Raw genomic sequence first — 22,638 nt, forward strand, 5'->3', positions numbered from 1 at the left:
AGGAGAAATAGAGTATGCCGCCGAAAGCAAAATTTACAAGAGCAGAAATTATTGAAGCCGCATTGAATATTGTCAGGACGGACGGATATGAAGCATTAACTTCCAGAGCATTGGGAACCTACCTCGCCAGCTCGGCAAGACCGATTTTTACTGTATTCAAAAATATGGAAGAAGTTCAGCAGGCTATGATCGAGGCTGCTAAAACCTTGTATAAAGAATATATCAATAAAGGTTTAGCAGCAGCGCACCCTTTCAAAGGCGTAGGTTCGCAATATATTCTTTTTTCTGTTAATGAGCCAAAGCTTTTTCAGCTCCTTTTTATGACGGAGCAAAAGCATATTCCCGACTTATCAGGCGTGCTTCCGCTGATCGATGAAAGTTATGAGCAAATTCTATTGTCAATTCAAGATGACTACAAGATCTGCATGTCATCTGCAAAAAAACTATATTATCATCTCTGGATCTATACACACGGAATTGCATCGCTTTGTGCCACAAAGATGTGCCGCTTTACAGACGAAGAGATCAGTACAATGATTACTGAGGTATGTGTGAGCATTTTGAAAAAGATAATGGAGGAAGAAGATAATGATTAAAGCGGAAGACATCATAAAATCATACGGAAACGGAGAAAGCCGATTCCAAGTATTAAAGGGCATCAGTCTGGATATTGAGGATAATGATTTTGTGGTTATTCTCGGTGCGTCGGGTTCGGGCAAGTCTACTTTCTTGAATATCATTTCAGGTCTTGAACGTCCTGACAGCGGTAAAGTGTTTTATGACGGTAAGGATATTACAGCGCTTTCTGATAATGAAGTAACTTCATTCCGTAAGGAAAATGTCGGATTTATTTTTCAGCAGTATTATCTGCTGCCCAATATGAGCGTCGATCAAAATGTGAAAATGGGCGCTGACTTGGCAGATAACAAGGATTACAAAACCATCATTGAGGCAGTTGGGCTCGGAGAAAAGCTGCATAAGTATCCCAGCGAACTTTCGGGCGGCGAACAGCAAAGAGTATCGATCGCAAGAGCTTTGGCAAAAAGACCGAAAGTCCTGTTTCTTGACGAACCGACAGGAGCATTAGACGAACAAACAGGACGGCAGATCCTTGATTATATCTGTAAACTTCAAAAGGAATATGATTTTACGATCATATTGGTAACACACAATCTGAATATTGCCAAGATGGCTGACACAGTTATAAAAATGAACAGCGGAAAAATATCTGAAATCTATACAAATGAAACGAAAAAGACCGCTTATGAGATTGGATGGTGATGGTATGCTCGTTGGAATAAAAAATGCTTCAAAACTCACCGGCATTTCCATTATCGCCTGTTGCGCCGTACTTATATGTACAATGTTTGTGAATTTTTATTTTGATGTCCGGCTAATTGAGAATGAAATAACATCTGAATTGTCAATGATTTTTTATCATGCACAGGTTTCTACCGTAAAAGTCGTCTGCCTTGTAAGCGGCGGATGCATGCTTTTAACCGCGGTTGTTATGTTGTTGTTTTATATTAAGCATTATATTGATACGCATAAGAAGGAACTTGGGATATTAAAGGCATTGGGATATTCAAATCTGAAAATTGCAAAAAGCTTTTGGGTATTCGGGATCAGTGCTTTTATCGGAACCGCAATCGGATATGCAGGAGCATTTCTTATAATGCCGCGTTTTTACGCTCTGCAAAATGAAGATAAACTGCTTCCTGAGATAGCTATAAATTTTCATCCAAGCATTTTGTTTTATTTCGTGTTATTGCCGACTGTGTGTTTTTCGGCGCTTTCGGTTTGTTACGCCTGGTACAAATTAAAAAAGCCGGTATTGCTGCTTTTGAAAGATCATCTGCAGACTGCTGCTAAAACACCGCATCACAGGATCGAAAAAAACAGAGAATTGCCGTTTGTGGAGGATTTGAAAAGGAACACCTTGAAATCGAAAAAGGCACTTGTATTTTTCATTATTTTTGCTTCGTTTTGTTTTTCAGCTATGACACAAATGTCGTTTAGCATGAAAGATTTGTCAAGTGAAATGATGGGGGTGATGATGCTGGTCATCGGACTTGTATTAGCGTTTACAACTCTGTTTCTTGCCATAACTACAGTAATAAGCGGAAATACAAAAACGATTGCTATGATGAGGGTATTCGGCTATTCGCAGAAAGAATGCTGCAGGGCGATTTTAGGAGGATACAGACCGATGTCCTATATCGGTTTTGTAATTGGAACAGGATATCAGTATGGGTTGCTGAGGCTCATGGTGGATATTGTATTTAAGGATTTTGAGGATGTACCTGTATATAAATTTGACGTTCCTGTTATGCTTGTTTCTCTTGTTTGCTTTATCACAATTTATGAAATCCTGATGTATGTATATTCTGAAAAAATTAAGAAGATTTCGGTCAAGGAAATTATGATCGAGTAACAGGGGGAAATGCAATGATACGGAAATGATCATATATGCCGCCGCTATGGATAACACCATAACGGCGGTTTTTCTGTCTGCCGGTTATCTGCTGTATCAACTGCGGCAGCCGCCTTGTCCTGTAAGCTTTTAATATCCCTCGCCGGCGGCTGCGGATAGAAAAATGATAATGACATATCTTCCGAATGCGTATTAGATATATATAAAATATAATTGACATAAATCTAATCATATGTTATCTTGAATAAGAAATATATAAAATATATTAGAAGGAGATAAAACAATGAAGAAATACTGGAAGAAAAACGGATTCTTTTTGGCGGTGACCTTGATGGCCGGTATCCTTGCGTCTGTTTTGGCGTCGGGTATCGCCATTCTGCTTCAGAAAGTAGTGGATGTGGCGGTGACGAAGCAGACGGAGGCTTTTGGGAAGCTTTTTCTTTTTGCGGTCGGTTATATCCTGGTGTTATGCGTGATGAATTATGTCAGCGCTCTTATGGAGAAGTACCTGACAGAGAAAATGATCAAGCAGTACCGCCGGGATATTTTCAAGGGAATTATGGACCGCCGTCCCATCCGGTACTACAGGGAAAATACAGCGGACTACATCTCGGCGCTGACGAACGATATGAAGCTTATCGAGGATAACTATATTGCCGCATTGCTGAATACCTTCAAACTGGTAGTGATGTTTGCGGTGACATTGGTTATTCTGTTGATTTTAAGCCCGATGGTTACGGCGATTCTGATCCTGACATTTTTACTGATGTTTTTACTGCCGGCTACGATCGGGCGTTGTCTGGAAAAACGGCAGGACCGGGTTTCTGCGCAGATGGCCGCATTTACAGAGAAGCTAAAGGATATTCTGTCGGGGTACGAGGTGCTGAGAAGCTATGACCGGATAGAAGCTGCCAAGTACCGGTTTCAGGAAGAAAATGAAGAAGAGATTAGGGTGAGGTTTCGGGCGGCCAGATTATTCGCGCTGAATGAAGGGCTTTCTGATACGCTGGCCGTTCTGTCAACGATCACGGTGATCTTCGTGTCTGCGTATCTTGTCCTGATCGGGCAGATCACGATGGGGACATTGCTGGCGCTGGTACAGCTCAGCAGTTCATTCATGGCTCCGGTCATGCTGCTGATGCAGAATGTTCCCAGGATTCAGAGTATGAAAGCGGTTATTGCACGTTTGAATAGTTATGCAGAGGATGATCCGGCTGTTAAGCCGCTGCCGCTAGAGCTTCCGTCCTTTGAGAAGGGAATAGAGTTGGATGGGGCGTCATTTTCCTATGACGGGGAACAGACTGTATTGGCGGATATTACGATGCGGATCGATAAGGGAGGCAAATATGCGGTCATGGGCCCCAGCGGGTGCGGGAAGACGACATTGATCAAATTGCTGCTGGGCTATTTTGAAGATTACGGCGGCAGCATACGATATGACGGCCGGGAACTAAGGGCGCTGGATATGGATAAGATCGCGGGGATCATTTCCGTCATCCATCAGAATGTCTATCTGTTTAATCTGTCTGTCCGGGAGAATATTCTTCTGTTCGAGGAATTTGACGAGGCTGCGCTGGCTGAGGCAGTAGAGAAGAGCGGAGTGTCTCTGTTCATTGACGAGAAGGAAGGCGGGCTTGACCATGGGGCGGGAGAAAACGGCGCGCTGCTCTCTGGAGGGCAGAGGCAGAGGGTTGCGCTTGCGAGGGCGCTGATTCGCCGCGCGCCGTTCGTGATATTGGATGAGGGGACGTCTGCTCTTGACAGGAAGACCGCCTGTGAGATAGAAAGCCGTCTGCTGGAAGATGAGGAGCTTACGCTGCTTACCATTACACATAATCCCGATCCGCAGCTCATGCGCCGGTATGACGGAATTTACCGGATGAATGACGGGCGGCTTGAAAATTGTACGAAAACCTTTTATACTGAGTAAAGATAAATCTTATATCCGTTACAGAAACGGGGAGGATATGGTATGAAGGTAGAATATAAAAGGGAGCTTCATCCGTTGTTTGAGACGCTGGGGCTCATATTCCTGATGAAGAATTGGGAGAATGTCAGATCAGAACTTATGCAGTCCTTGGAGGAAATGGAGATTGACGGGGAAGGCTTTTACAGTAAGAATCTCATTTACCTGGAGAGATATGTAAGGGAATTTGAGAAAAAATATGTGCCTGATCCAGGCGAAGACTTTTTCTTTGGGAATAATGAGAAATTTTTCATGATATTTACGGCGCTCGTGATGGAATATCCTGAGCTGGAAGCGGATATGGAAGCGGATATGGAAGCGGATATGAAAGCAGATATGGAAGCGGGTGTGGATGAGAAGCTTCGGAATCTGATCGAATTATTCTTCCTGGATGAGGAGTGTAAGGTTCCGGCAGGCTTAGATACTATGGAGAAGCGGTTTGCGCTGGTCCAATCACTAGACTATTCGGAGGATACCAAATGGAAGCTTCTTACGCTGCTGAATCATCCGTCTGAAAAATTCTGTACGCTTTTCGAGATCTACAGAAAGAACAGACCGGCGTTTGCATATACAGCGGAAAAGAATCAGGAATGTCTGGCGGCCCTTCTTAAAAAAGTGCCGTCTGACATCCCGGCAGTAATGGAAGAACTGATCACCGGCCTTGAAATGGATCAGATCACCGTCTATCTGACGGCGGCGTTCCCTTTGATGGGGTGGCTGACCTCTAAGACGGCGTTTCAGGGGATATTGCTTGACAGGCTGTACCTGTATAAAAAGAACAGGGAGGATGCAAGAGAGATCCTGCCGGGAATGCTGAAGGTCCTGGGGGATAAGAGCAAGTTTGAGATATTATATTCTCTTAAGGAGCGGGGGAAATATAATCTGGAGATTGCAGAGGAGCTTCGGCTGACTCCTGCCACCGTATCTCATCATATGGGGATCCTGCTGTCCAATCGCTTTGTGACGGTAGAAAAACAGGACGGGAAAGTGTATTATCAGTTTAACCGGGAGCCGTTCGGAGAGATGATCCGGTTCCTGGAAGAAATTTTTCTATAAAAGCTTAAAAAGAGGAGGATACGTATATGTCAGTATACGAGATATTCATTCCGCAAGGAAGATGTCTGTATCGTATCGGTTCCTTCTTACGGCGGAAGAGTCCCGGGTGCTGCCGTATCGCGGCTGCGCCGGATGAAGGGAAATCAGGCGGGAGCGATACTGATCACGGTGTACGGAAACCGGGCTTATGATGATACGTTTGCAGAATTACAGGATGTGCTGGAGGGTTCCGGCTTTTCCTGCATGGCGGCAGTTGCGGCGGTTGCGGAACATTCTATTATGCGGCAGTTCGCGAAAGGCCGCCCGGATCTTAAGGATAAGGAAGAGATCTTAAAGTTTGCGGCTGAGATTCGTTCTAAGATGGAGGCGGGCGCTCTTACAGGGGAGCTTCGCCTGCCCGGGAACCGTCCTTACCGGGAATACGGCGGTGTTCCCATGAAACCGCAGTCCGGGAGATCTTGTATAAAGTGCGGCCTGTGCGCAAAAGAATGTCCTGTGGAAGCGATTCCCTATGACCGTCCGAATAAGACAGATACGGATACCTGCATCTCCTGTATGCGGTGTATCTCTGTCTGCCCGCAGAAGGCCCGCAGCGTGAGCAAGATCCTGCTTGGCGCCGGCAGTATGAAGCTTAAGAAAGCGTGCAGTGAACGGAAGAAGAATGAATTATTTGTGTGAGGGCCATATCATTCACTTAATGTCGGTTTTTGTTAGCAGTGCAATAATTGCAGGCAAAGATATTTTGGATGTATCAAAAGAACATTTAAAATTTAGCTGTTTTTAATAACCTTTTCTAAAAATTCTCCTGGCATCATAATCTCTGGCATTTCAATCTCTACATCCAAAAAATCTTTGTCACCTGTAATAAAAATATCTATATTTTCAATGATGGCAGTATAAAGCACTGGATAATCATTTATATCTCTAATATCAAAAAGATTTCCCGGCATATGCCGAGGCGTGTAAACAAGTTCATATGACAAGTCCGATAAAAAGGAATCAACAGCATATCTCTTTTTCGGAAATTTTCTGGCTACAACAGCGGTTAATTCGTCAATTATAAAAGAGGACAAAACCAGTTTATGATTTCTTGTGATATAATCTAAAAGCTTCCTGAATTGTTCATTTGGGAAGAGCAACATTGAAATCAGGATATTTGTATCTAACATTATTCGCACTTATATTGTTCTCCTCTTTCTGCTCGGATTTCCTTTACAAGTTTTATAATATCCTGCTCATTTTTAATTCCCAATTCTTCTGCCACACCTTGAAAAGCTTCCTGCGCTTTCAGCAAAGCATTTGTGGAAGCATTTGTTAAAATAACTCTATCTCCTTCTTCCATAAAAAGAATTTTATCTCCTTCTCGTATTCCAAGTGCATTTCTGATTGCGATAGGTATTGTAATTTGGCCTTTCGACGTTACTTTTGCCAACTCCATATTTGTAGTCTCCTTTCAGTATTCCTTACTTTCCTTACATTTTATTATATTTAATAATAGTAAAATGTCAACCTGTTTTATAAGCTTGCCTATTAAACTTTGCTTAATATGTATTTGGTTTATAGAAAAAACAAATAAATACTGTTACTCATACTTCGCAACCTGAATTTGTGCTGTGTTAGTTGAAAATACAGAGAAAATCAAAAATAAAAAGGTATAAGCACTCTGTTTTTGTTATAATGGAATTAGCCGAAAACCATTTAAAAACGGAGGCTTATACCATGAATAGCATAGCAGAAATCTTTGATAATAGCAAACAACTCTTAGATAGTATTGAAAATTTTTTTGATAAGTACATTGGTCGTCCCCTTCTTAGGAAATGTGGTGTCATAAAAATGGTCGATGACATTTTTGTCAACAGCGGGATGACATACTTTGATAACCCGATTTCCCGTCTGCTGGGTGATCTGAAACAATCACCCGTCCTTGAGAAAGTTGTGAGTGCCAAGGATCTGCTTATCGACAAACTTCTCGTGTGTTTTGCCCCTGCAAGTGCGTATCTGATGTTTAAGACGGACACATTCTTCCGGGATTATAAGCAAGACACATTTTACCGTTTTGATAAGCTTCCCGGAGCTAACTGGGAAAGGCTGCAATTGGAAACAGCAAAAAATGTCATTTTAGATATAGAGTCACAGACCACAGACAAACATATCAATGCTCTGATTTTTGATGATTCTTTATATGCGCGGACCGGCGGAAAGGGAACCGAATTATGTGCCAGGGTTTTTGACCATAATGATCATAAGACCCGTCTTGGATACCGCATGATGACTGGTGGATGGACAAATGGAGAGACATTCATTCCTTTTGCACAGTCCCTTTTGTCAACGCGCGATGAGAAACAAATGGTTGGACCCAATGTCCGAATCGATTGCCGTACACTACGCGGAAAGCGCCGGGCAATGGCAAAAACAAAGGGAACCCTTGTTGTCCAACATATGGTAAAGCAGGCACACAAAGCAGGGATACCATTCGATTATGTCCTGTTTGACACATGGTTTTCCAGTCCATCCCAGCTGGCTGCGCTCAAGGGGATAGGAACAGATGTCATAGCGATGATCAAAAAGAACAGCACGAAATATATCTGGAGAGATCCCGCAACAGGCGAGGAGAAAAAACTGAATGTAAAAGAAATCTACAGCAGGAACAAAAAGCGCAGGGGGCGTTCCAGATACCTCCTGTCTGTAGATATTATCATTCCTGACAGTACCGGGAATGCCATGAAGGCAAAACTGGTCTACGTACGGAATCACAGCAACCGCAAGGACTGGGTATGCTTTGTATGCACTGACATGACCTTAGATGAAGAGAAAATCCTCCGTGCGTACACGATGCGCTGGAAAATTGAAACCTATTTTAAAATGTCAAAGAGCTATTTAAAACTTCGTACGGAATGCCACAGTACAAGCTATGATGCCATTACTTCACATATGGTAATCGTTGCAATACGGTACATGATACTGGCAATTGAGCGTTTCCAAAATACAGATAACAGAAGTCTGGAAGAACTATTTTATGAGGTACAGCGGGATATCATAAATGAAATGATGGACTGTGCAATCATTCTCATTTTGGACATCATGCTGCAGAGTGTGAAACAGCATTTCAAAGCTTCGGATGAACAGATCAACGGACTGCTCTGTACATTTATCGGCAATCTCCCCACACCGTGGAGAGAACGCTTTACTATGCCCACTGCGGCATAAAGCTATTTTATTTTTACTATTGCAAGGCTTATAAAATCGTAATGATAAGCAGTTTTAGGTTGCGAAGTATGAGCTGTTATTTATAAGGAATGCTGATTTTACTGAGGAAAAGGCAGATGATATACTGGGTAAGGAATTATTTAAAATATTTACAAAGGAGAGAGTGAGATGCAAAAGAAATTCACAACGAAAGAGGTCGTTATCGTTGCCATGGTGGCAGCAGTCATAGGAGTGGTCTACACGCTGCTTGACTATGCTTATATGCCGTTATCGGCAGTGTTAGGCACTGTATTCATGGAGTTAACATTCGGAATCTACCTGCTGTCGGCATCCTTACCTATGTATATTGTGAGAAAGCCTGGGTTTGCAATATTCGGGGGCCTGGTTACTGCGGGAGTGAACCTTCTGCTCGGAAGTCCTTACGGATTGCAGCTTGTACTGGCTGGTTTTCTGCAGGCAGCAGGTATGGAGGCAGCGTATGCAGCCGGGAAATATAAGGGCAGCATGAAGGAGATGGTGATCGGTGCGATTCTGTCCGCGGTTCTGGTATTATGCCGCGACGGATTCATGTGGAGCACACCCTGGGTCTATGGAACAACGATCGCGATCGGCGTTATCGCTGTCCGTCTGCTGAGTGCGACGGTAATTGGGATCATCCTGGTGAAGGTTATCACAGCGGCGCTGGTTAAAACAGGCGTCCTGAAGGGATTCGCATGTGCCAGGGCATAGACGGTATGAAGGATAGGAAGATCCTGGAGATCAGAGATGTTACATATACTTATGACGGAGAGGAGCTTCCGGTGTGGGAGCATCTTTCCTGTTGTTTTTATGAGGGGAAGATCCATGCGGTCAGCGGGCCGAGCGGCTGCGGTAAAAGCTCTGTTCTAAGCCTGATAGACGGGTTGATCCCGCACATGTATGAAGGAGAACTTAAGGGAAATGTTCTTCTAAGAGGTGAAGATATTACAGGAACACTTCCCAGATACCGCTGTGACAGGATCGGTTTTGTAATGCAGAATCCAGAGAGTCAGTTCTGTACGTTTACGGTGGAGGAAGAACTGGCTTTTGGAATGGAGAATATGGGATTGCCGGAAGAAGAGATCAGACGCCGCATCCGGGAGATACTTTCCTTCATAGGCCTTTCGGGATATGAGAAGACGGAGCTTGACAAATTATCCGGGGGACAGAAGCAGAAGATCGCTATAGCGTCTATATTGGTAATGAAGCCTGAGATTCTTCTTCTGGATGAACCGACGGCGAATCTGGATCCTGAGAGCCGGGCGCAGATCTTCCGTATGATCGTCAGGATATCGAGAGAAGAACATATGACGGTCATAATCGTGGAACATAACATTAAGGAGATCATAGATGAAGTGGACTGGGTGATTGGGCTTGACAGGAGAGGAACTAAGATAGCCGATTGCCCGAAGGATGAGGCAGGCGATATATTCCGAAGAGAGGTGCCGGCAGAATATGCCGATGCCTGCCGGGGAAGGCAGGATTCCAAAGCGTGCGGCGAGCAAGAGGGCAGTTCGGAGGTTATACTGGATATCAGTCATTTGAGCTTTGCCTATCCGGTTCCGGGTAAAAAGAGAGAGAAGGGGAAGCAAATTCTGGATGATTTTCACATGCAGGTGCATAAGCAGGATTTCCTTGCGATCGTGGGAGAAAACGGCGTAGGGAAATCGACGCTTATGAAATTGATCTTCAAAGTGTGCAGGCCGGATTCCGGTTCTGTCCGTCTGTACGGAAAAGACCTGAGAGATTATCACACGAAGAGGTTATACCATATGATCGGGCTGGTATTTCAGAATCCAGAGAACCAGTTTATCAGGAATACGGTCTGGGATGAGATGATGTTCAGCCTGAAGCGTATCGGCGGCAGCCACGAGGAAAAGGAAGCCCGTGTATGGGAAATGCTTAAGAGGTTCCATCTGGAAAAGGAAAAGGATAAGAGTCCTTTTGTGTTAAGCCAGGGGCAGAAGAGAAGGCTTAGTGTCGCCAGTATGCTGCTCACGAATCAGGAGATATTGTTTTTGGATGAACCTACTTACGGGCAGGATTTCGAGAACAGGCAGGAATTGATGAAGGATATGCAGAAGTTGGTAGAGAGCGGTATCACGATCGTTATGATCACACATGACTTGTCTCTGGTCAGGCAGTATGCGACCCGCGTAATCGAGATAGAAAATGGAATGGCAGCTAAGAGTCTCTTGACAGAGGAATATTTTGCCCGGAAAGGATAGATAATGTTTGCTTATATTGAACAGGATTCTTATCTGCACAGAAGGAATCCGATGATAAAGCTGGCTGTTATAGCGATATGGACGATCGTCGTGTGTATGTCATATTTTCCGGTGCTTCCTGCTCTGACTTTTCTGCTGGCATTTTTTGTAACATGGACGGCGGGGAAGATACCGATCGGCAACCTGCTTCGGAGACTTTTGATATTTCTTGCGGTGAGCGCATTGTTCATGATTTCTATGCTTATCTTGCGGGGATTGAATGACGAGCCGGGAATTATCCTTAGACTGTGGATTTTCCGATGGACCAGGAAGGATATCGTCCATGCGGTAGCTTTGGGGTTCAGGATACTGGCGTTAGTAACGATGTCCATGGGATTCGTGCTGACGACGAGGCCGAGAGATCTGGTAATGAGCCTGATCATGCAGTGCAGGGTATCGGTGGTGCACGGGTATGCGGCCATGGCGACATACCGTTTCCTGCCGGAGCTTCAGTCACAGGTGGATTCCATACATCTGGCGCAGGAAATACGCGGGATTCCATGGAATAAGGGGCTCCTGTCAAGATTCACATCGCCTTTTCGGGTGCTGCTTCCGCTGTTATGCGTGGCGGCAAGAAGGGGAGAGCGTGTGGCGTGCGCTATGGAGAGCCGGGGGCTTGGCCGGGAGAATGCCAGGACATTTTATAAGAAGACGTCGATAGATAGGGCGGATTGGATCTTTTTAGTTATTGCGGTATTAAGCTATGGTATTATAGCAGCCGTTTTGATAAAATTTGATTTGTACAGGTTCAGTTTTGCAGCAATACAGTAAGGAGGAAGAGATATGCCATATAAACACAAGAATATTGAATATGGGCTGCCCCATGAAGAATACCCCAGAGAAAGAATCATTGAGTGCGTGAATACTCTTAAGGAAACGATCGGATTAAGCCGCGAGCCGGTGGGGATCACGTTTTTATTTACAAAAGAAGACTACGACAAGTATCCGGTCGAAGAGATCAGGGCGGCGACCGCATATTGCGTGATGGTAAAGGATGCGGCGGCGAAGGGCAGCGGAATAAAGTGCCGGCTTGAACATCACCGCTGTGACGGCGCTACGACTGCATTTGCGCTGGAAGAGAGTACGGAGAGGATCGAGAGCGGGCAGGAATATTTTTCTTACAAATTATATTCCTCATTGGCGGTTGCCAGGAGGATGCGCGCAGCGATCAAGAGCCTTCACCGGGAACCTGTGTCCACCTATGGGATCGCAATCGTTCCGCTTACAGAGTGTGTACAGACGCCCGACGTCATCATCATGATGACCAATGCCCTTCAATCTATGCGGCTTGTGCAGGGATATGAATATCATACCGGAAGAAAGCCTGCTGTCGATATGGGAGCCATGCAGGGGATGTGTTCGGAGCTTACGGTTTCGCCTTATCTTACGGGAGAGATGAACGTCAGCGTGTTGTGTCCGAGCACGCGTATGCTGTGCAAATGGGATGAAAACGATATGGCAGTCGGGATTCCGTTCGAGCTGTTTGAGACAGTTACAGAGGGAGTCGCGGCGACGAAGCCGAGTTATTAGCAGTTTGATACAATAAGAGGGGGGAGCCGGAAAATATTCTTGACATATAATATATAGTGCTGGACATTAAGGATCATGTCTGTATATTATGTGAAAAGAATATTTCCCGTCACCGTCCCTTTTCTATATATTCTTAACAATTTTCAACATATTTGATGATATCGCCGGGGCTGCAGCCCAGCGTAAAACAAATTCTAGCCAGAACATCGGCGTCTATTTTCTCGACGTGCCCGTGATACCACTTATCAATGACTTCAAAGCGTGTATTCACTGCCCGTGCCAGTGCATTTCTGGTAATATTCTTTGTATCCATGTATTTTTTGATATCTATCTTAATATATCCATAATTTTTAATCGTAAAAAGTTCTTTTTCCATAAAAATACCTCACTTCTGCAGAGTGGATTTTGGCCGTTTTTAGTCGCATTTTCATATATACTAATATTATCCTATAAATATTCACTTGACGAATCAGTTATATATAGTTACTATATGTATAGTAACTATATATAATGCACTATTTATGAGATGAAAGAGGTGAGGGGATGCTGAAAGAATTATTATATCCGTTTGACGCAGGTTATATCCTTGCCGGAAAAAGACGTATCAGAAAGCGTTTGTTAGAAGATGCGGCAGGATATACAGAGAAAAGGATCGCGATATTAGGAGGTTCTACGACCCATGATATTAAGCTTATTATGGAGCTTTTCTTGCTGAATCAGGGAATACGGCCGTCATTCTATGAATCCGAATATAATCAGTATTATCAGGACGCCGTATTTCCGTGTCAGGAATTAGAAGCGTTTAGGCCGGATATTATCTATATCTGCACATCGAACAGGAATATAACCAGATATCCGGCAATGTGCGACGATGCGGACAGTATTGCCCGGATGATAGAACAGGAAAAGCAGAGATTCTATACGGTCTGGGACAGTCTTCGTGATACATATGGATGCCCGGTTATACAGAATAATTTTGAAATGCCTTTTTACCGCCTGTTAGGCAACAAGGACGCCAGTGATATTCACGGCAAGATAAATTTTCTGACACGGCTTAATATGGAGTTTTATGATTATGCCGAACGGCATGACGACTTCTATATCTGTGATATCAACTATATATCTGCGGATTATGGCCTGAGAGAATGGTCTGACCCATTCTATTATCACATGTATAAGTATGCATTGAATGTAAATGCTATTCCGTATCTGGCATTTAATGTGGCGAATATCATTAAGTCTGTATTCGGAAAGAATAAAAAAGGCTTCGTGCTGGATCTGGATAATACCCTGTGGGGAGGCGTTGTCGGGGATGACGGTGTTGATAATATCGTATTAGGGCCGGAGGAGCCGGAAGGGCAGGTTTATTCGGAATTTCAGCGCTATGTAAAAGAGCATAAGCAGATCGGTGTGCTCCTTAATATCAATTCAAAAAATGACTACGAAAATGCAATTTCTGGGATCAAACATCCCGACAGTGAATTTTCACCGGATGATTTTGTTGAGATCAAGGCAAATTGGAATACGAAGGACCGGAACTTTTCTGATATAGCAGACGAGCTGAACTTACTGCCGGAGAGCCTGGTATTCGTGGATGATAATCCTGCCGAAAGGCACATTGTATCGGAACAACTGCCGGGAGTATGCGCGCCTGAGATCGGAGCGGTTCAGAACTATATTCAGGTTATTGACCGCAGCGGATTTTTTGAGGTGACGGCGCTGTCAAAAGATGATATGAACAGGAACGAGATGTATCGGGAAAACGCCAGGCGCGCGCAGCTTCAGGCAAGCTTTTCTGATTATAATGAGTATCTGCTGTCGCTGGAAATGAAAGGGATCATTAAAAATTTTGAACCGGTTTATATGGCGCGGATCGCGCAATTGACGAATAAAAGCAATCAGTTTAACCTGACGACCAGAAGGTATACGCAGCCGGAGATCGAACGGCTTGCTGCGGATGACGCATACATAACATTATACGGAAAATTGATCGATAAATTCGGAGACAACGGCGTTGTTTCCGTTGTGATCGGGCATGAAACGGCTGGGGAGTGCCGGATAGACCTGTGGATCATGAGCTGCAGAGTGCTTAAAAGGGATATGGAATCGGCGATGTTAGATATCCTTGTAAAAAGGTGCAAAGAACGAGGGATCAGGCGGATCCGCGGGTATTATTATCCGACGGCTAAAAACAATATGGTCAGGGATTTTTATGCTGTTCAAGGATTTGACAAGATATCGGAGACTGAGGGAAATACGGAGTGGATCTTAGATATCACCGGAGAATATAAGAATAAAAACCATGTAATAGAAGTGGAGGATTGATGATGACAAGAGAAGAAGTTTTTGAAGGGCTGCACGAAGTATTTTGGGATGTATTTGACGATGAAGACATACAGATCAGGGATGAGACAACGGCAAATGATATCGAAGACTGGGATAGTCTGGAACATATTAATCTGGTTGTTGCCGTGGAGAAGAAATTCAATATCAAATTCAATATGGGAGAAGTAAATAATATGAAAAATGTCGGTGAAATGGCAGATATCATTCTGAAAAGGGTGTGATTCAATGAACCATTATCAATTCAGCGACTTAAGCACAGGGATGAAGGAAGAGTTCACAGTTACGGTTGATCAGGATAAGATGGATAAGTTTTACCAGATAACCGGAGATGCCAATCCGCTGCATCAGGATGATTCTTTTGCAAAGGACCAGGGGTATCCGGCAGCCGTTGCGTACGGTATGCTGACTGCTTCTTTTTTGTCTTCGCTTGCAGGAATGTATCTCCCGGGCGAGAAGAGTCTGATCCAGTCTGCAGAAGTGAAATTCCTGCAGCCTGTCTTCCCGGGGGATACCTTACGGGTATGCGGAGAAGTAAAGGAACTGAATGAATCCGTACAGCGAATGGTGCTCAAAACGACAATATATAACCAAGAACAAAGGAAGGTACTTCGCGGAGAGATGAAGATAGGTTTTTTAAAATGAGAGACAAAAGAGGTATATTGATCACAGGCGCTTCTTCTGAGACCGGTATGGCATTGATCAGAAAAATCGGCATGAATTATACGCATGTTATAGCTCATTATAACAAGTCGGCAGAAGGTATCCGGTCATTGAACCATGAGCTGGACGGCAGGATCATCCCGGTCCAGGCTGATTTTTCGAGCCGGGATAGTATAGAAGATATGATCTGCAAGATCAGAGAAAAAGAACTGATTATTGATCATATCGTACATCTTGCGGCGCCCGGGTTTCATCTTCAAAAATTTGCAAAAGAAGATATTGACGAGATAAGAAAAGAATATATATCATCGGCGGAATCCATTATGATAATCCTGAAAGAATTTATCACAGATATGTCCAGGCGGAAATACGGCAAAGCGGTATTTATGCTGTCGTCAAATGTAACAGGCTATCCGGCGGGATACCAACTGTCGTATACGGTTTCCAAATATGCGCTGCTTGGCCTGATGAAAAGCATTGCCGTAGAGTATGCCGGCAAAGGGATCACAAGCAATGCAGTGTCTCCTGATATGATGGATACGAAATTTGTTTCCGGCATACCGGAGCTGATCGTTCGGCAAAATGCAGAATCAAGTCCGTGCAAAAGGAATTTATATGTGGAAGAAGTGATAACTGCATTTGAATATCTGCTGTCTGACGGGGCGGACCGGGTGACGGGAATCAACATTCCGGTGACTGGAGGGCGGTTTTAGATTATTATGGATATACTTTCATTTGAATTTTTTGTATTTACATTCATAGCTGTATTAATATATTGGATCTGTCCGAAGAAGTACCGCTGGACGGCGTTGCTCGTTTCCAATCTTGTATTTGTATGGTATGCAAACAGTTTTTCCAGACGTGCCTGTGCGGTTATGGTTTTTCTTATCCTGGCCGCGTATATTGCGGGGCTTTTGTTTGAGAGATTTGCTCAGAATATGCGAATGAAGAAGTTAATATTGGCGTGCGCGCTTTTGAGTGAAGCGGGATTATTGATCATATTGAAGGATATGGATTTTTTGCGGAGGTATCTGCCGTTCGGTATTGCCGATTTTAAGTTTGTGTATCTGATCGCTCCGTTGGGAGTATCGTATTTTACATTGTCTTTGATTGGGTATATTCTGGATACATATTGGGGTTCGGCAATTGAGAGGAATCCATTGAAGTTTTTCCTGTTTGGAAGTTATTTCCCTCTGTTAACTTCCGGTCCTATAGTAAAGTATTCTGACACGGGCAAAGAGCTTGTGAAGAGCCATGATTTCAGTTACGAGAGAATGTGTTTTGGAGTTCAGAGGATATTGTGGGGGATATTCAAAAAAATAGTGTTGTCTGAACGTCTGGCAGTCATTGTAAATACCGTCTATGGAAATCCGGCAGCATATCCCGGATTATATGTATGGACTGCGATGGTGTTATTTGTCCTTCAGCTTTATACAGATTTTTCAGGATGCCTGGATATCATATACGGAGTGTCGGAGCTGTTTGGAATTGCTTTGCCTGAGAATTTTGACCTTCCTTTTGCATCAGGGAGTCTGTCGGAATTCTGGAGAAAATGGCATATAACATTGGGGCTGTGGCTGAAAAACTATATCTTATATCCGGTGCTGAAATCAAAGCCGCTGATCTGGCTGGGAGGAAAGTCGAAGAAATGGTTTGGCAAAAAATACGGTAAGAAAATACCTACATGGTGCGGGCTTTTTGTCTCATGGTTTTTGATCGGGTTCTGGCACGGAGGGTCATGGAATTATATCATCGGCGTCGGATTATGGATGTGGTTTGTGATCGTTCTCGGAGACGCATCGGAAGGAGTATTAAAAAGAGCGGCAGTTTTCCTGCAATGCCGTACAGATTGTTTTAGCTGGAATCTGTTTCGGTCTGTCCGTACATTTTTACTTTTTGCTTTTGGACTTGGGATGTTCCCCGCATCTAGCTTCATGAGCGGGTTAGAGGTCTACAAAGCCGGTTTTTCTGTTTTTAATCCCTGGATCTTTTTTAACGAATCTTTTCTTGGAATGGGGCTTACCGTGATCGATTACAGCGTGCTGCGCATATCGGTGCTGACCGTTGTGATTGCTGGGATTATAAAGCTTGTTAAGAAGGTGCCCGTCAGGGAGTGGATCTCGGAGCAGAATGTATATTTCAGATGGTCTGTATGGATCGGCTTATTTCTGATTGTACTCATTTACGGAAAATATGGACCGGGATATGATGCCGCTGAATTTATTTACAGGGGTTTTTAGAGATGAAAAATATAATTAAAAAAGTAATGAACCTATTGGTCTTCACAGCGCTTCTGGGATGGGTATTCGTCAACGCGACATATCTGTTCAGAAATTGCGGTTACGACAGGGCGCATGTGAATGGGATCAGAAATGAAGAGAATATTGATGTAGTATGCGTAGGGGGAAGTTCGACTTTCGTATACTGGGAACCGTATCTGGCCTGGAAGGAATACGGAATGACCTCATATAATCTGGCGACTAATTCGGCGGTTCCTCCGGTGATCAGCGGATACACAAGATATATGCTGGAAACGCAGGAGCCTGATCTGGCAGTCATCGATGTGCGGTCGTATGTCGGAGGGGCCGGTACAGTCAGCGGCGACGAAGGTCCGATCAGGAATATGACGGATTCACTTCCCTTATCTGGCGGCCGTTTTCGGATTGTTACGGAAATATTGAATTATTATGATGCATTTGCAGATGAAGATGCGGATATTGCATCTTTTTATTTTGATATTGCAAAATACCATGGTAATTATGAAAGGCTTGGCCTGGAAGACAATTGGGAGCATAAGGATAATGATTATGTGTGTGAATTCAAAGGGTTTGAATTCATAGAAGACCCTTGTCATTCGATCATACAGGAGCCGAAAGGATATCGGACAAAAGAAAAGATGGAATTAGATCCGGTAAAAGAGACAAGCTTAAGAGAGCTGTTGGAATATCTTAACGAGAATGTTCAAAACGCATTGTTTGTTGCAGGACCTATTCCGATTACAAGAGAGACGGAAATGCAGTATAATATGATAGGCGATATTGTTTCCTCATATGGTTATGAGTTCCTGAATGCGAATGATCATTATCGGGAAATGGGTATTGATTTTGCTACTGATTTCTATAATGCCGGTCATGTTAACGTATATGGGGCGCAAAAATATACAAGATTTGTAGCGGATCATATTAAGGGAAATTACTCTGTTCCTGACCACAGGGGCGATAAAGACTATGAAGAATGGGACGATCATTATCTGTCAGCGAAGAAAAGAGAACGCAAAGTAAAAAGACTGATAAATCAGCAGATCGTTGATAAGAAAAGGGCGAACAAGGCGGGGCGCGGACTTGGGAAGATCGAAGATGATCTTATGAAATGGTGCAGCACCGCGTCTGATGAGAATTATACCGTATTGGCCTTATCAAAAGGCGGTATTCCAGATATTTATACGCCGTGGAATATTTCCGGGGAAGATCGGGAGGTCATAAGAATATATAGCGGAAATGCGGCGGTGTATGAGAGCGATACGGTGCTTGACAGTCCTTATAAAGGCGCCGCCGGGTCGGACAGCAAGGAATACAGCATAAACTGCGGTATGAAAAGTGAACTCATTGTGGACGGCAGACGGTATAAAACGGAGAAGGAAGGGATGTATGTGCTCGTGTTTGATAATAATTATAATCAAGTGCTGGATGTTGTAAGGATTTACGGCAATGAAGACGGATATGAATGGGAGCATGTCATTTAGAAAAGTGAATTGATAATAAGGGGTTGCTGTTAGTGTGCTGGCCGTATTATATCTGGCAAAACTCCGCAGAATATTCGCTCATCTGCAAGGCGGATCTTCAACGGCGCAGCGATGGCTGCGGATAGAAAATCCAACGCGGCAGATGGGCGGATAGGCAAGGAGGTTTGGCTGAATATAATACGGTCAGTACATTGGATCCTTGATTGATTCAAACTACCGAAAAGCCGCATGAACTCTAGGCTTTGATTCTTCTGTTCCTGTGGATGGAACGATAAAATGATCAAAAAATTGGCGGATTCTTTTTTCCTCATCAGTAGTTTCGGAGAGTCTGGACAGGACATCAAGACAGGCGTCTCTGCAATCTTCATAGGGTCTAAGATCGTGTTTCAGTCCCCGTTCTCCTCCGTAGACAATCCAATCTGATCCGCTTTTTTCAAGGCAGATCGCTTCTTCTGCATACTCTCCGACAGAACAGAGATATTCCGGAATATGGAATTCTTGCAGAGATTTATACAATATATCTATACAGTACAGGTCATTATTCTCATTTTGCAAAAGCGGTGCTTTGCGTAAAGTTTTTCCCATAATTATATCCTTTCCAACATGCCTTTTTTGACAGACTCTTTGATCGTAAAGGGATGCAGATATTGGATTGCGCCGCCTTCGCTGTCAAATCCCGGGGCTACACTTCCTTTATCAACGATACAGATAATATATAGATTATCAGCTACTACCTTGTATTCATTATATTCCAAACTTTCCGGAATATACGGCAATGATAATCTATCATAAGAGGTTCCCTTAGGCGCTGAATAATAACCTGTTTCTCGTCCATATCTGATTATTATGCTGCCGTAAGGCAAAATATATTTGATGATATGTTTACCGTTATTTTCTGTATTTCTGGTGTCAAATCCATGATTATCTGCATGCGCTGACAAATAGTTCCAGTTTACTACAGGCCAACCGAATCGGTCTGTCTTTCCAGTGCCATATTCTGCTTTTTTCAGTTGAGGTATACCACTAATCGCTTGAAACTGTTAAAATACCATTCAGCTTTTCAGCGTGTTCAAGTTTCTATGATTATATCATATGGCACATATAGAATCTATCAGGCACAAACTGGATTTTATATCAATAGTATAGTAATGATCAGCGTATTATTCAGTACCCATTTTTTGTATTAGGTTATGCAGCCAATTGGATTGTCAGTTGCCTATGTGGATACTATAATTACCATTGCGGATTTTGTTAATATATTTTTGTCCACTTTGTGAACTTTTTTGTTGACTTTATATTTTTTGCGTGCTATTCTTGAATTGAAAGAGAGGTGTATGTGATGACGCAAGGCGAACGCGTGAAAGAAATTCGCAAAACTTTAAACCTTACATTGGAAAAGTTTAGTGAAAAATTAGGAGTTGGAAAAACGGCTATTTCCAACATTGAACGAGGATCAAGAAACTTGACTGACCAAATGACCCGAGCAATCTGCCGGGAATATAATGTAAATTATGACTGGATGATCTCTGAAGAAGGGGAAATGTTTACGGATCTTCCACAGACAATATTGAACGAACTATGCAAACAGTATGATTTAGATGACTTTGACAAGGCGTTAGTGGAGATGTATATAGAATTCCCGGAAAATATCCGGAAGCATCTGAAGGAGAATCTTCTGAAAATGCTGAAAAGAGTTGACAGTGGCAGCCAGCATGAAAAATCGAAGTAGCAAGGAAGGAGGATGTGCCATGGCTTTAGCACAACAAGTTAATTATACCATTGATGATATCTATGCTTTACCAGACGGACAACGTGCAGAACTGATCGACGGTCAGATGTACATGATGTCACCACCGAACACAAACCATCAACGAATATCCTATTCATTTGCAAGAAAAGTCTCTGACTACATTGACAGGAAAAAAGGAAATTGTGAAGTATTCCTGGCACCGTTTGCAGTATTCTTAAATCAAGACAATGTTAACTATGTAGAACCTGATATTTCCATCATCTGTGATTCTAAGAAATTAGATGAAAAGGGATACCACGGTGCTCCTGATTGGATAATCGAAATCCTTTCCCCTAGTACAATTCGTATGGACTGCGGCATTAAGCTTTTCAAATACCGTACTGCCGGTGTGAGGGAATATTGGACGGTAAACCCGAAGATCCGTACTGTCAATGTTTATGACTTTGAGCATGATGAGAAGACAGATCAATACACTTTTGACGACGAAATACCAGTATGCATTTATGAAGACTTGGTGATCCGTATTGCTGATTTACTGTAAAGGGGCTTTATTCGTCTTTTGGATTCACAAGCCAGTGAACAAGGATGCCATTCATGATAAATGTTTTCTCAGATAATCAATGACAGTTGCCTCGGACACCTTGCCTTTGCGGGATGTCCGAAGGTAACGGTGCTGTTCAATCATTTCTACGAATGCATGATTCAATGCAATCGTCTGGATAATCCCCATAGAGATTTCGGAGCAGAGGACGAAACGCTCGATTGCTTCTACTGTTGTTAAAACAGACAGACGGTCTTCTTCGCAGATGAATGTTAATGGACCCGATTTCTTTTTATACGCACATCCTCCTTCCTTGCTGCTTCGATTTTTCATGTGGGCTGTCACTGTCAACTCTTTTCAGCATTTTCAGAAAATTCTCTTTCAGATGCTTCCGGATAGTTTCCGGAAATTCTATGTACATCTCTACTAACACCTTGTCAAAGTTATCCAGATCATACTGTTTGCATAGTTCGTTCAATATTGTCTGTGGAAGATCTGTAAACATTTTCCCTTCTTCAGAGATCAGCCAGTCGTAATTTACATTATATTCCCGGCAGATTGATATGGCCATTTGATCAGTCAAAGAATTGCGTCTGGTTTCAATAGCACTCATACTGTGCAAGATTTGCAAAAATGTTCTTGACAAACAATTTATTGCGTCTTATACTGTATATGTAATAACAATACAGCATAAGACGATTGGGGATGATAAGACTTGGAGATCTTGATCAACAATCATGCCAGTAAGCCGATCTACGAGCAGATCAGGACACAGATTAAGACGATGATCATGAGCGGAGAGCTTAAGGCGGGTGACGCGCTGCCTTCCATACGTGCGCTTGCACGTTCGGTGCATATCAGTGTTCTCACGGTCCAGAAGGCATATGATCTGCTGCAGGAGGATGGGTTCATTGAGACAACAGCAGGGAAGGGATGCTTCGTGTCTGTGCAGAATCAGGATTTTTATCTGGAGGAGCAGCAGAAGAAGATTGAGGAGCATTTTACAGAGGCGATCGAGATCGCGCGGATGAGCGGGATCAAGCTTGATACCCTGCAGTCTCTTCTTACGCTTTTGTATGATGAGGATATGGGGTGATTGGAAGAAGACAGGCGAAGCGGTT

Annotated in this window: 28 protein-coding genes; 21 read left to right on the forward strand and 7 right to left on the reverse strand. The window is 43.4% G+C overall.

Annotation, left to right across the window (positions count from 1 at the left end; genetic code table 11):
- Nucleotides 1–14 precede the first annotated feature (14 nt).
- The 7 genes from VSQ62_RS10690 (at nt 15) to VSQ62_RS10720 (ending at nt 6,134) form a co-directional block, all read left to right on the forward strand.
- The gene (locus VSQ62_RS10690; RefSeq protein ID WP_334634892.1) at nt 15–596 is read left to right on the forward strand and encodes a TetR/AcrR family transcriptional regulator; all 582 of its coding nucleotides are present in this window, start codon (nt 15–17) and stop codon (nt 594–596) included.
- Nucleotides 589–1,281 (forward strand): ABC transporter ATP-binding protein, encoded by a 693-nt coding sequence (locus tag VSQ62_RS10695; RefSeq protein WP_334634893.1) that lies wholly within the window; start codon nt 589–591, stop codon nt 1,279–1,281. Before VSQ62_RS10690 ends, VSQ62_RS10695 begins: the two co-directional genes overlap by 8 nt.
- A 208-nt stretch (nt 1,282–1,489) precedes the next feature.
- Nucleotides 1,490–2,434, forward strand: coding sequence for an FtsX-like permease family protein (locus tag VSQ62_RS10700; protein ID WP_334634894.1), 945 nt, complete (start codon nt 1,490–1,492; stop codon nt 2,432–2,434).
- 283 nt (nt 2,435–2,717) lie between these two features.
- On the forward strand, nt 2,718–4,364 hold the full coding sequence (locus tag VSQ62_RS10705; RefSeq protein WP_334634895.1) for an ABC transporter ATP-binding protein/permease: 1,647 nt from the start codon (nt 2,718–2,720) through the stop codon (nt 4,362–4,364).
- Between the two features lie 42 nt (nt 4,365–4,406).
- Nucleotides 4,407–5,456, forward strand: a complete 1,050-nt coding sequence (locus tag VSQ62_RS10710) for an ArsR/SmtB family transcription factor (protein WP_334634896.1) — start codon at nt 4,407–4,409, stop codon at nt 5,454–5,456.
- Nucleotides 5,457–5,482: 26 nt separating this feature from the next.
- The gene (locus VSQ62_RS10715) at nt 5,483–5,647 is read left to right on the forward strand and encodes a hypothetical protein (protein WP_334634897.1); all 165 of its coding nucleotides are present in this window, start codon (nt 5,483–5,485) and stop codon (nt 5,645–5,647) included.
- A complete protein-coding gene (locus VSQ62_RS10720) occupies nt 5,589–6,134 on the forward strand; it encodes a 4Fe-4S binding protein (RefSeq protein WP_334634899.1) in 546 nt (181 codons plus the stop codon). Before VSQ62_RS10715 ends, VSQ62_RS10720 begins: the two co-directional genes overlap by 59 nt.
- Nucleotides 6,135–6,226: 92 nt before the next feature.
- Here the strand turns inward: VSQ62_RS10720 and VSQ62_RS10725 are convergent, their stop codons facing one another.
- Nucleotides 6,227–6,625, reverse strand: coding sequence for a putative toxin-antitoxin system toxin component, PIN family (locus VSQ62_RS10725; RefSeq protein WP_334637628.1), 399 nt, complete (start codon nt 6,623–6,625; stop codon nt 6,227–6,229).
- Complete coding sequence (locus VSQ62_RS10730) at nt 6,625–6,894, reverse strand: AbrB/MazE/SpoVT family DNA-binding domain-containing protein (protein ID WP_334634900.1); 270 nt, start codon at nt 6,892–6,894, stop codon at nt 6,625–6,627. Before VSQ62_RS10730 ends, VSQ62_RS10725 begins: the two co-directional genes overlap by 1 nt.
- 281 nt (nt 6,895–7,175) lie before the next feature.
- Here VSQ62_RS10730 and VSQ62_RS10735 point away from each other — a divergent pair, with 281 nt between their 5' ends.
- The 5 genes from VSQ62_RS10735 to VSQ62_RS10755 all read left to right on the forward strand — a co-directional run bounded on the left by VSQ62_RS10735 (nt 7,176) and on the right by VSQ62_RS10755 (nt 12,478).
- Nucleotides 7,176–8,663, forward strand: a complete 1,488-nt coding sequence (locus VSQ62_RS10735) for an IS4 family transposase (RefSeq protein WP_334633004.1) — start codon at nt 7,176–7,178, stop codon at nt 8,661–8,663.
- Between the two features lie 168 nt (nt 8,664–8,831).
- Nucleotides 8,832–9,392 (forward strand): ECF transporter S component, encoded by a 561-nt coding sequence (locus tag VSQ62_RS10740; RefSeq protein WP_334634901.1) that lies wholly within the window; start codon nt 8,832–8,834, stop codon nt 9,390–9,392.
- Nucleotides 9,377–10,909, forward strand: a complete 1,533-nt coding sequence (locus VSQ62_RS10745; protein ID WP_334634902.1) for an ABC transporter ATP-binding protein — start codon at nt 9,377–9,379, stop codon at nt 10,907–10,909. The genes VSQ62_RS10740 and VSQ62_RS10745 overlap by 16 nt, the downstream gene beginning before the upstream one ends.
- 3 nt (nt 10,910–10,912) lie before the next feature.
- Nucleotides 10,913–11,719 carry an energy-coupling factor transporter transmembrane component T family protein gene (locus tag VSQ62_RS10750; RefSeq protein WP_334634904.1) on the forward strand — a complete coding sequence of 269 codons (807 nt, stop codon included), beginning with the start codon at nt 10,913–10,915 and terminating at the stop codon, nt 11,717–11,719.
- Between the two features lie 12 nt (nt 11,720–11,731).
- Entirely contained in the window at nt 11,732–12,478 is a 747-nt protein-coding gene (locus VSQ62_RS10755) for a DUF169 domain-containing protein (RefSeq protein WP_334634905.1), read from the forward strand.
- Between the two features lie 133 nt (nt 12,479–12,611).
- On the opposite strand, the gene VSQ62_RS10760 is transcribed toward VSQ62_RS10755, so the two are convergent.
- Nucleotides 12,612–12,854, reverse strand: coding sequence for a helix-turn-helix domain-containing protein (locus VSQ62_RS10760; protein ID WP_334634906.1), 243 nt, complete (start codon nt 12,852–12,854; stop codon nt 12,612–12,614).
- Between the two features lie 167 nt (nt 12,855–13,021).
- On the opposite strand from VSQ62_RS10760, the gene VSQ62_RS10765 reads away from it, so the two are divergent.
- The 6 genes from VSQ62_RS10765 to VSQ62_RS10790 are packed head-to-tail and all read left to right on the forward strand — an operon-like array spanning nt 13,022 to nt 19,226.
- On the forward strand, nt 13,022–14,803 hold the full coding sequence (locus VSQ62_RS10765; RefSeq protein WP_334634907.1) for an HAD-IIIC family phosphatase: 1,782 nt from the start codon (nt 13,022–13,024) through the stop codon (nt 14,801–14,803).
- Nucleotides 14,803–15,045, forward strand: coding sequence for an acyl carrier protein (locus tag VSQ62_RS10770; RefSeq protein WP_334634908.1), 243 nt, complete (start codon nt 14,803–14,805; stop codon nt 15,043–15,045). The genes VSQ62_RS10765 and VSQ62_RS10770 overlap by 1 nt, the downstream gene beginning before the upstream one ends.
- 4 nt (nt 15,046–15,049) lie before the next feature.
- Nucleotides 15,050–15,466 carry a MaoC family dehydratase gene (locus VSQ62_RS10775; RefSeq protein ID WP_334634909.1) on the forward strand — a complete coding sequence of 139 codons (417 nt, stop codon included), beginning with the start codon at nt 15,050–15,052 and terminating at the stop codon, nt 15,464–15,466.
- A complete protein-coding gene (locus tag VSQ62_RS10780) occupies nt 15,463–16,197 on the forward strand; it encodes an SDR family oxidoreductase (protein ID WP_334634910.1) in 735 nt (244 codons plus the stop codon). Before VSQ62_RS10775 ends, VSQ62_RS10780 begins: the two co-directional genes overlap by 4 nt.
- A 6-nt stretch (nt 16,198–16,203) precedes the next feature.
- Nucleotides 16,204–17,724: an MBOAT family O-acyltransferase gene (locus tag VSQ62_RS10785; protein ID WP_334634912.1), complete on the forward strand. Its 1,521-nt coding sequence runs from the start codon at nt 16,204–16,206 to the stop codon at nt 17,722–17,724.
- 2 nt (nt 17,725–17,726) lie between these two features.
- Nucleotides 17,727–19,226: a hypothetical protein gene (locus tag VSQ62_RS10790; RefSeq protein WP_334634913.1), complete on the forward strand. Its 1,500-nt coding sequence runs from the start codon at nt 17,727–17,729 to the stop codon at nt 19,224–19,226.
- A gap of 213 nt (nt 19,227–19,439) precedes the next feature.
- Here the strand turns inward: VSQ62_RS10790 and VSQ62_RS10795 are convergent, their stop codons facing one another.
- On the reverse strand, nt 19,440–19,811 hold the full coding sequence (locus VSQ62_RS10795) for a hypothetical protein (RefSeq protein WP_334634914.1): 372 nt from the start codon (nt 19,809–19,811) through the stop codon (nt 19,440–19,442).
- A 2-nt stretch (nt 19,812–19,813) separates the two neighbouring features.
- Nucleotides 19,814–20,167 (reverse strand): TNT domain-containing protein, encoded by a 354-nt coding sequence (locus VSQ62_RS32425; RefSeq protein WP_350339912.1) that lies wholly within the window; start codon nt 20,165–20,167, stop codon nt 19,814–19,816.
- Between the two features lie 398 nt (nt 20,168–20,565).
- Here VSQ62_RS32425 and VSQ62_RS10800 point away from each other — a divergent pair, with 398 nt between their 5' ends.
- Both VSQ62_RS10800 and VSQ62_RS10805 read left to right on the forward strand, forming a co-directional pair.
- The gene (locus tag VSQ62_RS10800; RefSeq protein ID WP_334634915.1) at nt 20,566–20,955 is read left to right on the forward strand and encodes a helix-turn-helix domain-containing protein; all 390 of its coding nucleotides are present in this window, start codon (nt 20,566–20,568) and stop codon (nt 20,953–20,955) included.
- Between the two features lie 19 nt (nt 20,956–20,974).
- On the forward strand, nt 20,975–21,517 hold the full coding sequence (locus VSQ62_RS10805; RefSeq protein WP_334634916.1) for a Uma2 family endonuclease: 543 nt from the start codon (nt 20,975–20,977) through the stop codon (nt 21,515–21,517).
- A gap of 51 nt (nt 21,518–21,568) precedes the next feature.
- On the opposite strand, the gene VSQ62_RS10810 is transcribed toward VSQ62_RS10805, so the two are convergent.
- Both VSQ62_RS10810 and VSQ62_RS10815 read right to left on the reverse strand, forming a co-directional pair.
- The gene (locus tag VSQ62_RS10810; protein WP_334634917.1) at nt 21,569–21,850 is read right to left on the reverse strand and encodes a hypothetical protein; all 282 of its coding nucleotides are present in this window, start codon (nt 21,848–21,850) and stop codon (nt 21,569–21,571) included.
- Nucleotides 21,810–22,100 carry a hypothetical protein gene (locus VSQ62_RS10815; RefSeq protein WP_334634918.1) on the reverse strand — a complete coding sequence of 97 codons (291 nt, stop codon included), beginning with the start codon at nt 22,098–22,100 and terminating at the stop codon, nt 21,810–21,812. Before VSQ62_RS10815 ends, VSQ62_RS10810 begins: the two co-directional genes overlap by 41 nt.
- A gap of 132 nt (nt 22,101–22,232) precedes the next feature.
- Here VSQ62_RS10815 and VSQ62_RS10820 point away from each other — a divergent pair, with 132 nt between their 5' ends.
- Nucleotides 22,233–22,613 (forward strand): GntR family transcriptional regulator, encoded by a 381-nt coding sequence (locus VSQ62_RS10820; RefSeq protein WP_334634919.1) that lies wholly within the window; start codon nt 22,233–22,235, stop codon nt 22,611–22,613.
- Nucleotides 22,614–22,638: the final 25 nt, after the last annotated feature.

It is taken from the genome of Sporofaciens sp. JLR.KK001 (genome assembly GCF_036941055.1).
In the GTDB taxonomy this organism is placed as follows: domain Bacteria; phylum Bacillota; class Clostridia; order Lachnospirales; family Lachnospiraceae; genus Sporofaciens.

Excerpts from the sequence above, each read along its gene's own strand:
- VSQ62_RS10690 (WP_334634892.1), top strand. The coding sequence starts at position 15 with ATGCCGCCGAAAGCAAAATTTACAAGAGCAGAAATTATTGAAGCCGCA.
- VSQ62_RS10695 (WP_334634893.1), top strand. The coding sequence starts at position 589 with ATGATTAAAGCGGAAGACATCATAAAATCATACGGAAACGGAGAAAGC.
- VSQ62_RS10700 (WP_334634894.1), top strand. The coding sequence starts at position 1,490 with ATGCTTTTAACCGCGGTTGTTATGTTGTTGTTTTATATTAAGCATTAT.
- VSQ62_RS10705 (WP_334634895.1), top strand. The coding sequence starts at position 2,718 with ATGAAGAAATACTGGAAGAAAAACGGATTCTTTTTGGCGGTGACCTTG.
- VSQ62_RS10710 (WP_334634896.1), top strand. The coding sequence starts at position 4,407 with ATGAAGGTAGAATATAAAAGGGAGCTTCATCCGTTGTTTGAGACGCTG.
- VSQ62_RS10715 (WP_334634897.1), top strand. The coding sequence starts at position 5,483 with ATGTCAGTATACGAGATATTCATTCCGCAAGGAAGATGTCTGTATCGT.
- VSQ62_RS10720 (WP_334634899.1), top strand. The coding sequence starts at position 5,589 with ATGAAGGGAAATCAGGCGGGAGCGATACTGATCACGGTGTACGGAAAC.
- VSQ62_RS10725 (WP_334637628.1), bottom strand. The coding sequence starts at position 6,625 with ATGTTAGATACAAATATCCTGATTTCAATGTTGCTCTTCCCAAATGAA.
- VSQ62_RS10730 (WP_334634900.1), bottom strand. The coding sequence starts at position 6,894 with ATGGAGTTGGCAAAAGTAACGTCGAAAGGCCAAATTACAATACCTATC.
- VSQ62_RS10735 (WP_334633004.1), top strand. The coding sequence starts at position 7,176 with ATGAATAGCATAGCAGAAATCTTTGATAATAGCAAACAACTCTTAGAT.
- VSQ62_RS10740 (WP_334634901.1), top strand. The coding sequence starts at position 8,832 with ATGCAAAAGAAATTCACAACGAAAGAGGTCGTTATCGTTGCCATGGTG.
- VSQ62_RS10745 (WP_334634902.1), top strand. The coding sequence starts at position 9,377 with ATGTGCCAGGGCATAGACGGTATGAAGGATAGGAAGATCCTGGAGATC.
- VSQ62_RS10750 (WP_334634904.1), top strand. The coding sequence starts at position 10,913 with ATGTTTGCTTATATTGAACAGGATTCTTATCTGCACAGAAGGAATCCG.
- VSQ62_RS10755 (WP_334634905.1), top strand. The coding sequence starts at position 11,732 with ATGCCATATAAACACAAGAATATTGAATATGGGCTGCCCCATGAAGAA.
- VSQ62_RS10760 (WP_334634906.1), bottom strand. The coding sequence starts at position 12,854 with ATGGAAAAAGAACTTTTTACGATTAAAAATTATGGATATATTAAGATA.
- VSQ62_RS10765 (WP_334634907.1), top strand. The coding sequence starts at position 13,022 with ATGCTGAAAGAATTATTATATCCGTTTGACGCAGGTTATATCCTTGCC.
- VSQ62_RS10770 (WP_334634908.1), top strand. The coding sequence starts at position 14,803 with ATGATGACAAGAGAAGAAGTTTTTGAAGGGCTGCACGAAGTATTTTGG.
- VSQ62_RS10775 (WP_334634909.1), top strand. The coding sequence starts at position 15,050 with ATGAACCATTATCAATTCAGCGACTTAAGCACAGGGATGAAGGAAGAG.
- VSQ62_RS10780 (WP_334634910.1), top strand. The coding sequence starts at position 15,463 with ATGAGAGACAAAAGAGGTATATTGATCACAGGCGCTTCTTCTGAGACC.
- VSQ62_RS10785 (WP_334634912.1), top strand. The coding sequence starts at position 16,204 with ATGGATATACTTTCATTTGAATTTTTTGTATTTACATTCATAGCTGTA.
- VSQ62_RS10790 (WP_334634913.1), top strand. The coding sequence starts at position 17,727 with ATGAAAAATATAATTAAAAAAGTAATGAACCTATTGGTCTTCACAGCG.
- VSQ62_RS10795 (WP_334634914.1), bottom strand. The coding sequence starts at position 19,811 with ATGGGAAAAACTTTACGCAAAGCACCGCTTTTGCAAAATGAGAATAAT.
- VSQ62_RS10800 (WP_334634915.1), top strand. The coding sequence starts at position 20,566 with ATGACGCAAGGCGAACGCGTGAAAGAAATTCGCAAAACTTTAAACCTT.
- VSQ62_RS10805 (WP_334634916.1), top strand. The coding sequence starts at position 20,975 with ATGGCTTTAGCACAACAAGTTAATTATACCATTGATGATATCTATGCT.
- VSQ62_RS10810 (WP_334634917.1), bottom strand. The coding sequence starts at position 21,850 with ATGAAAAATCGAAGCAGCAAGGAAGGAGGATGTGCGTATAAAAAGAAA.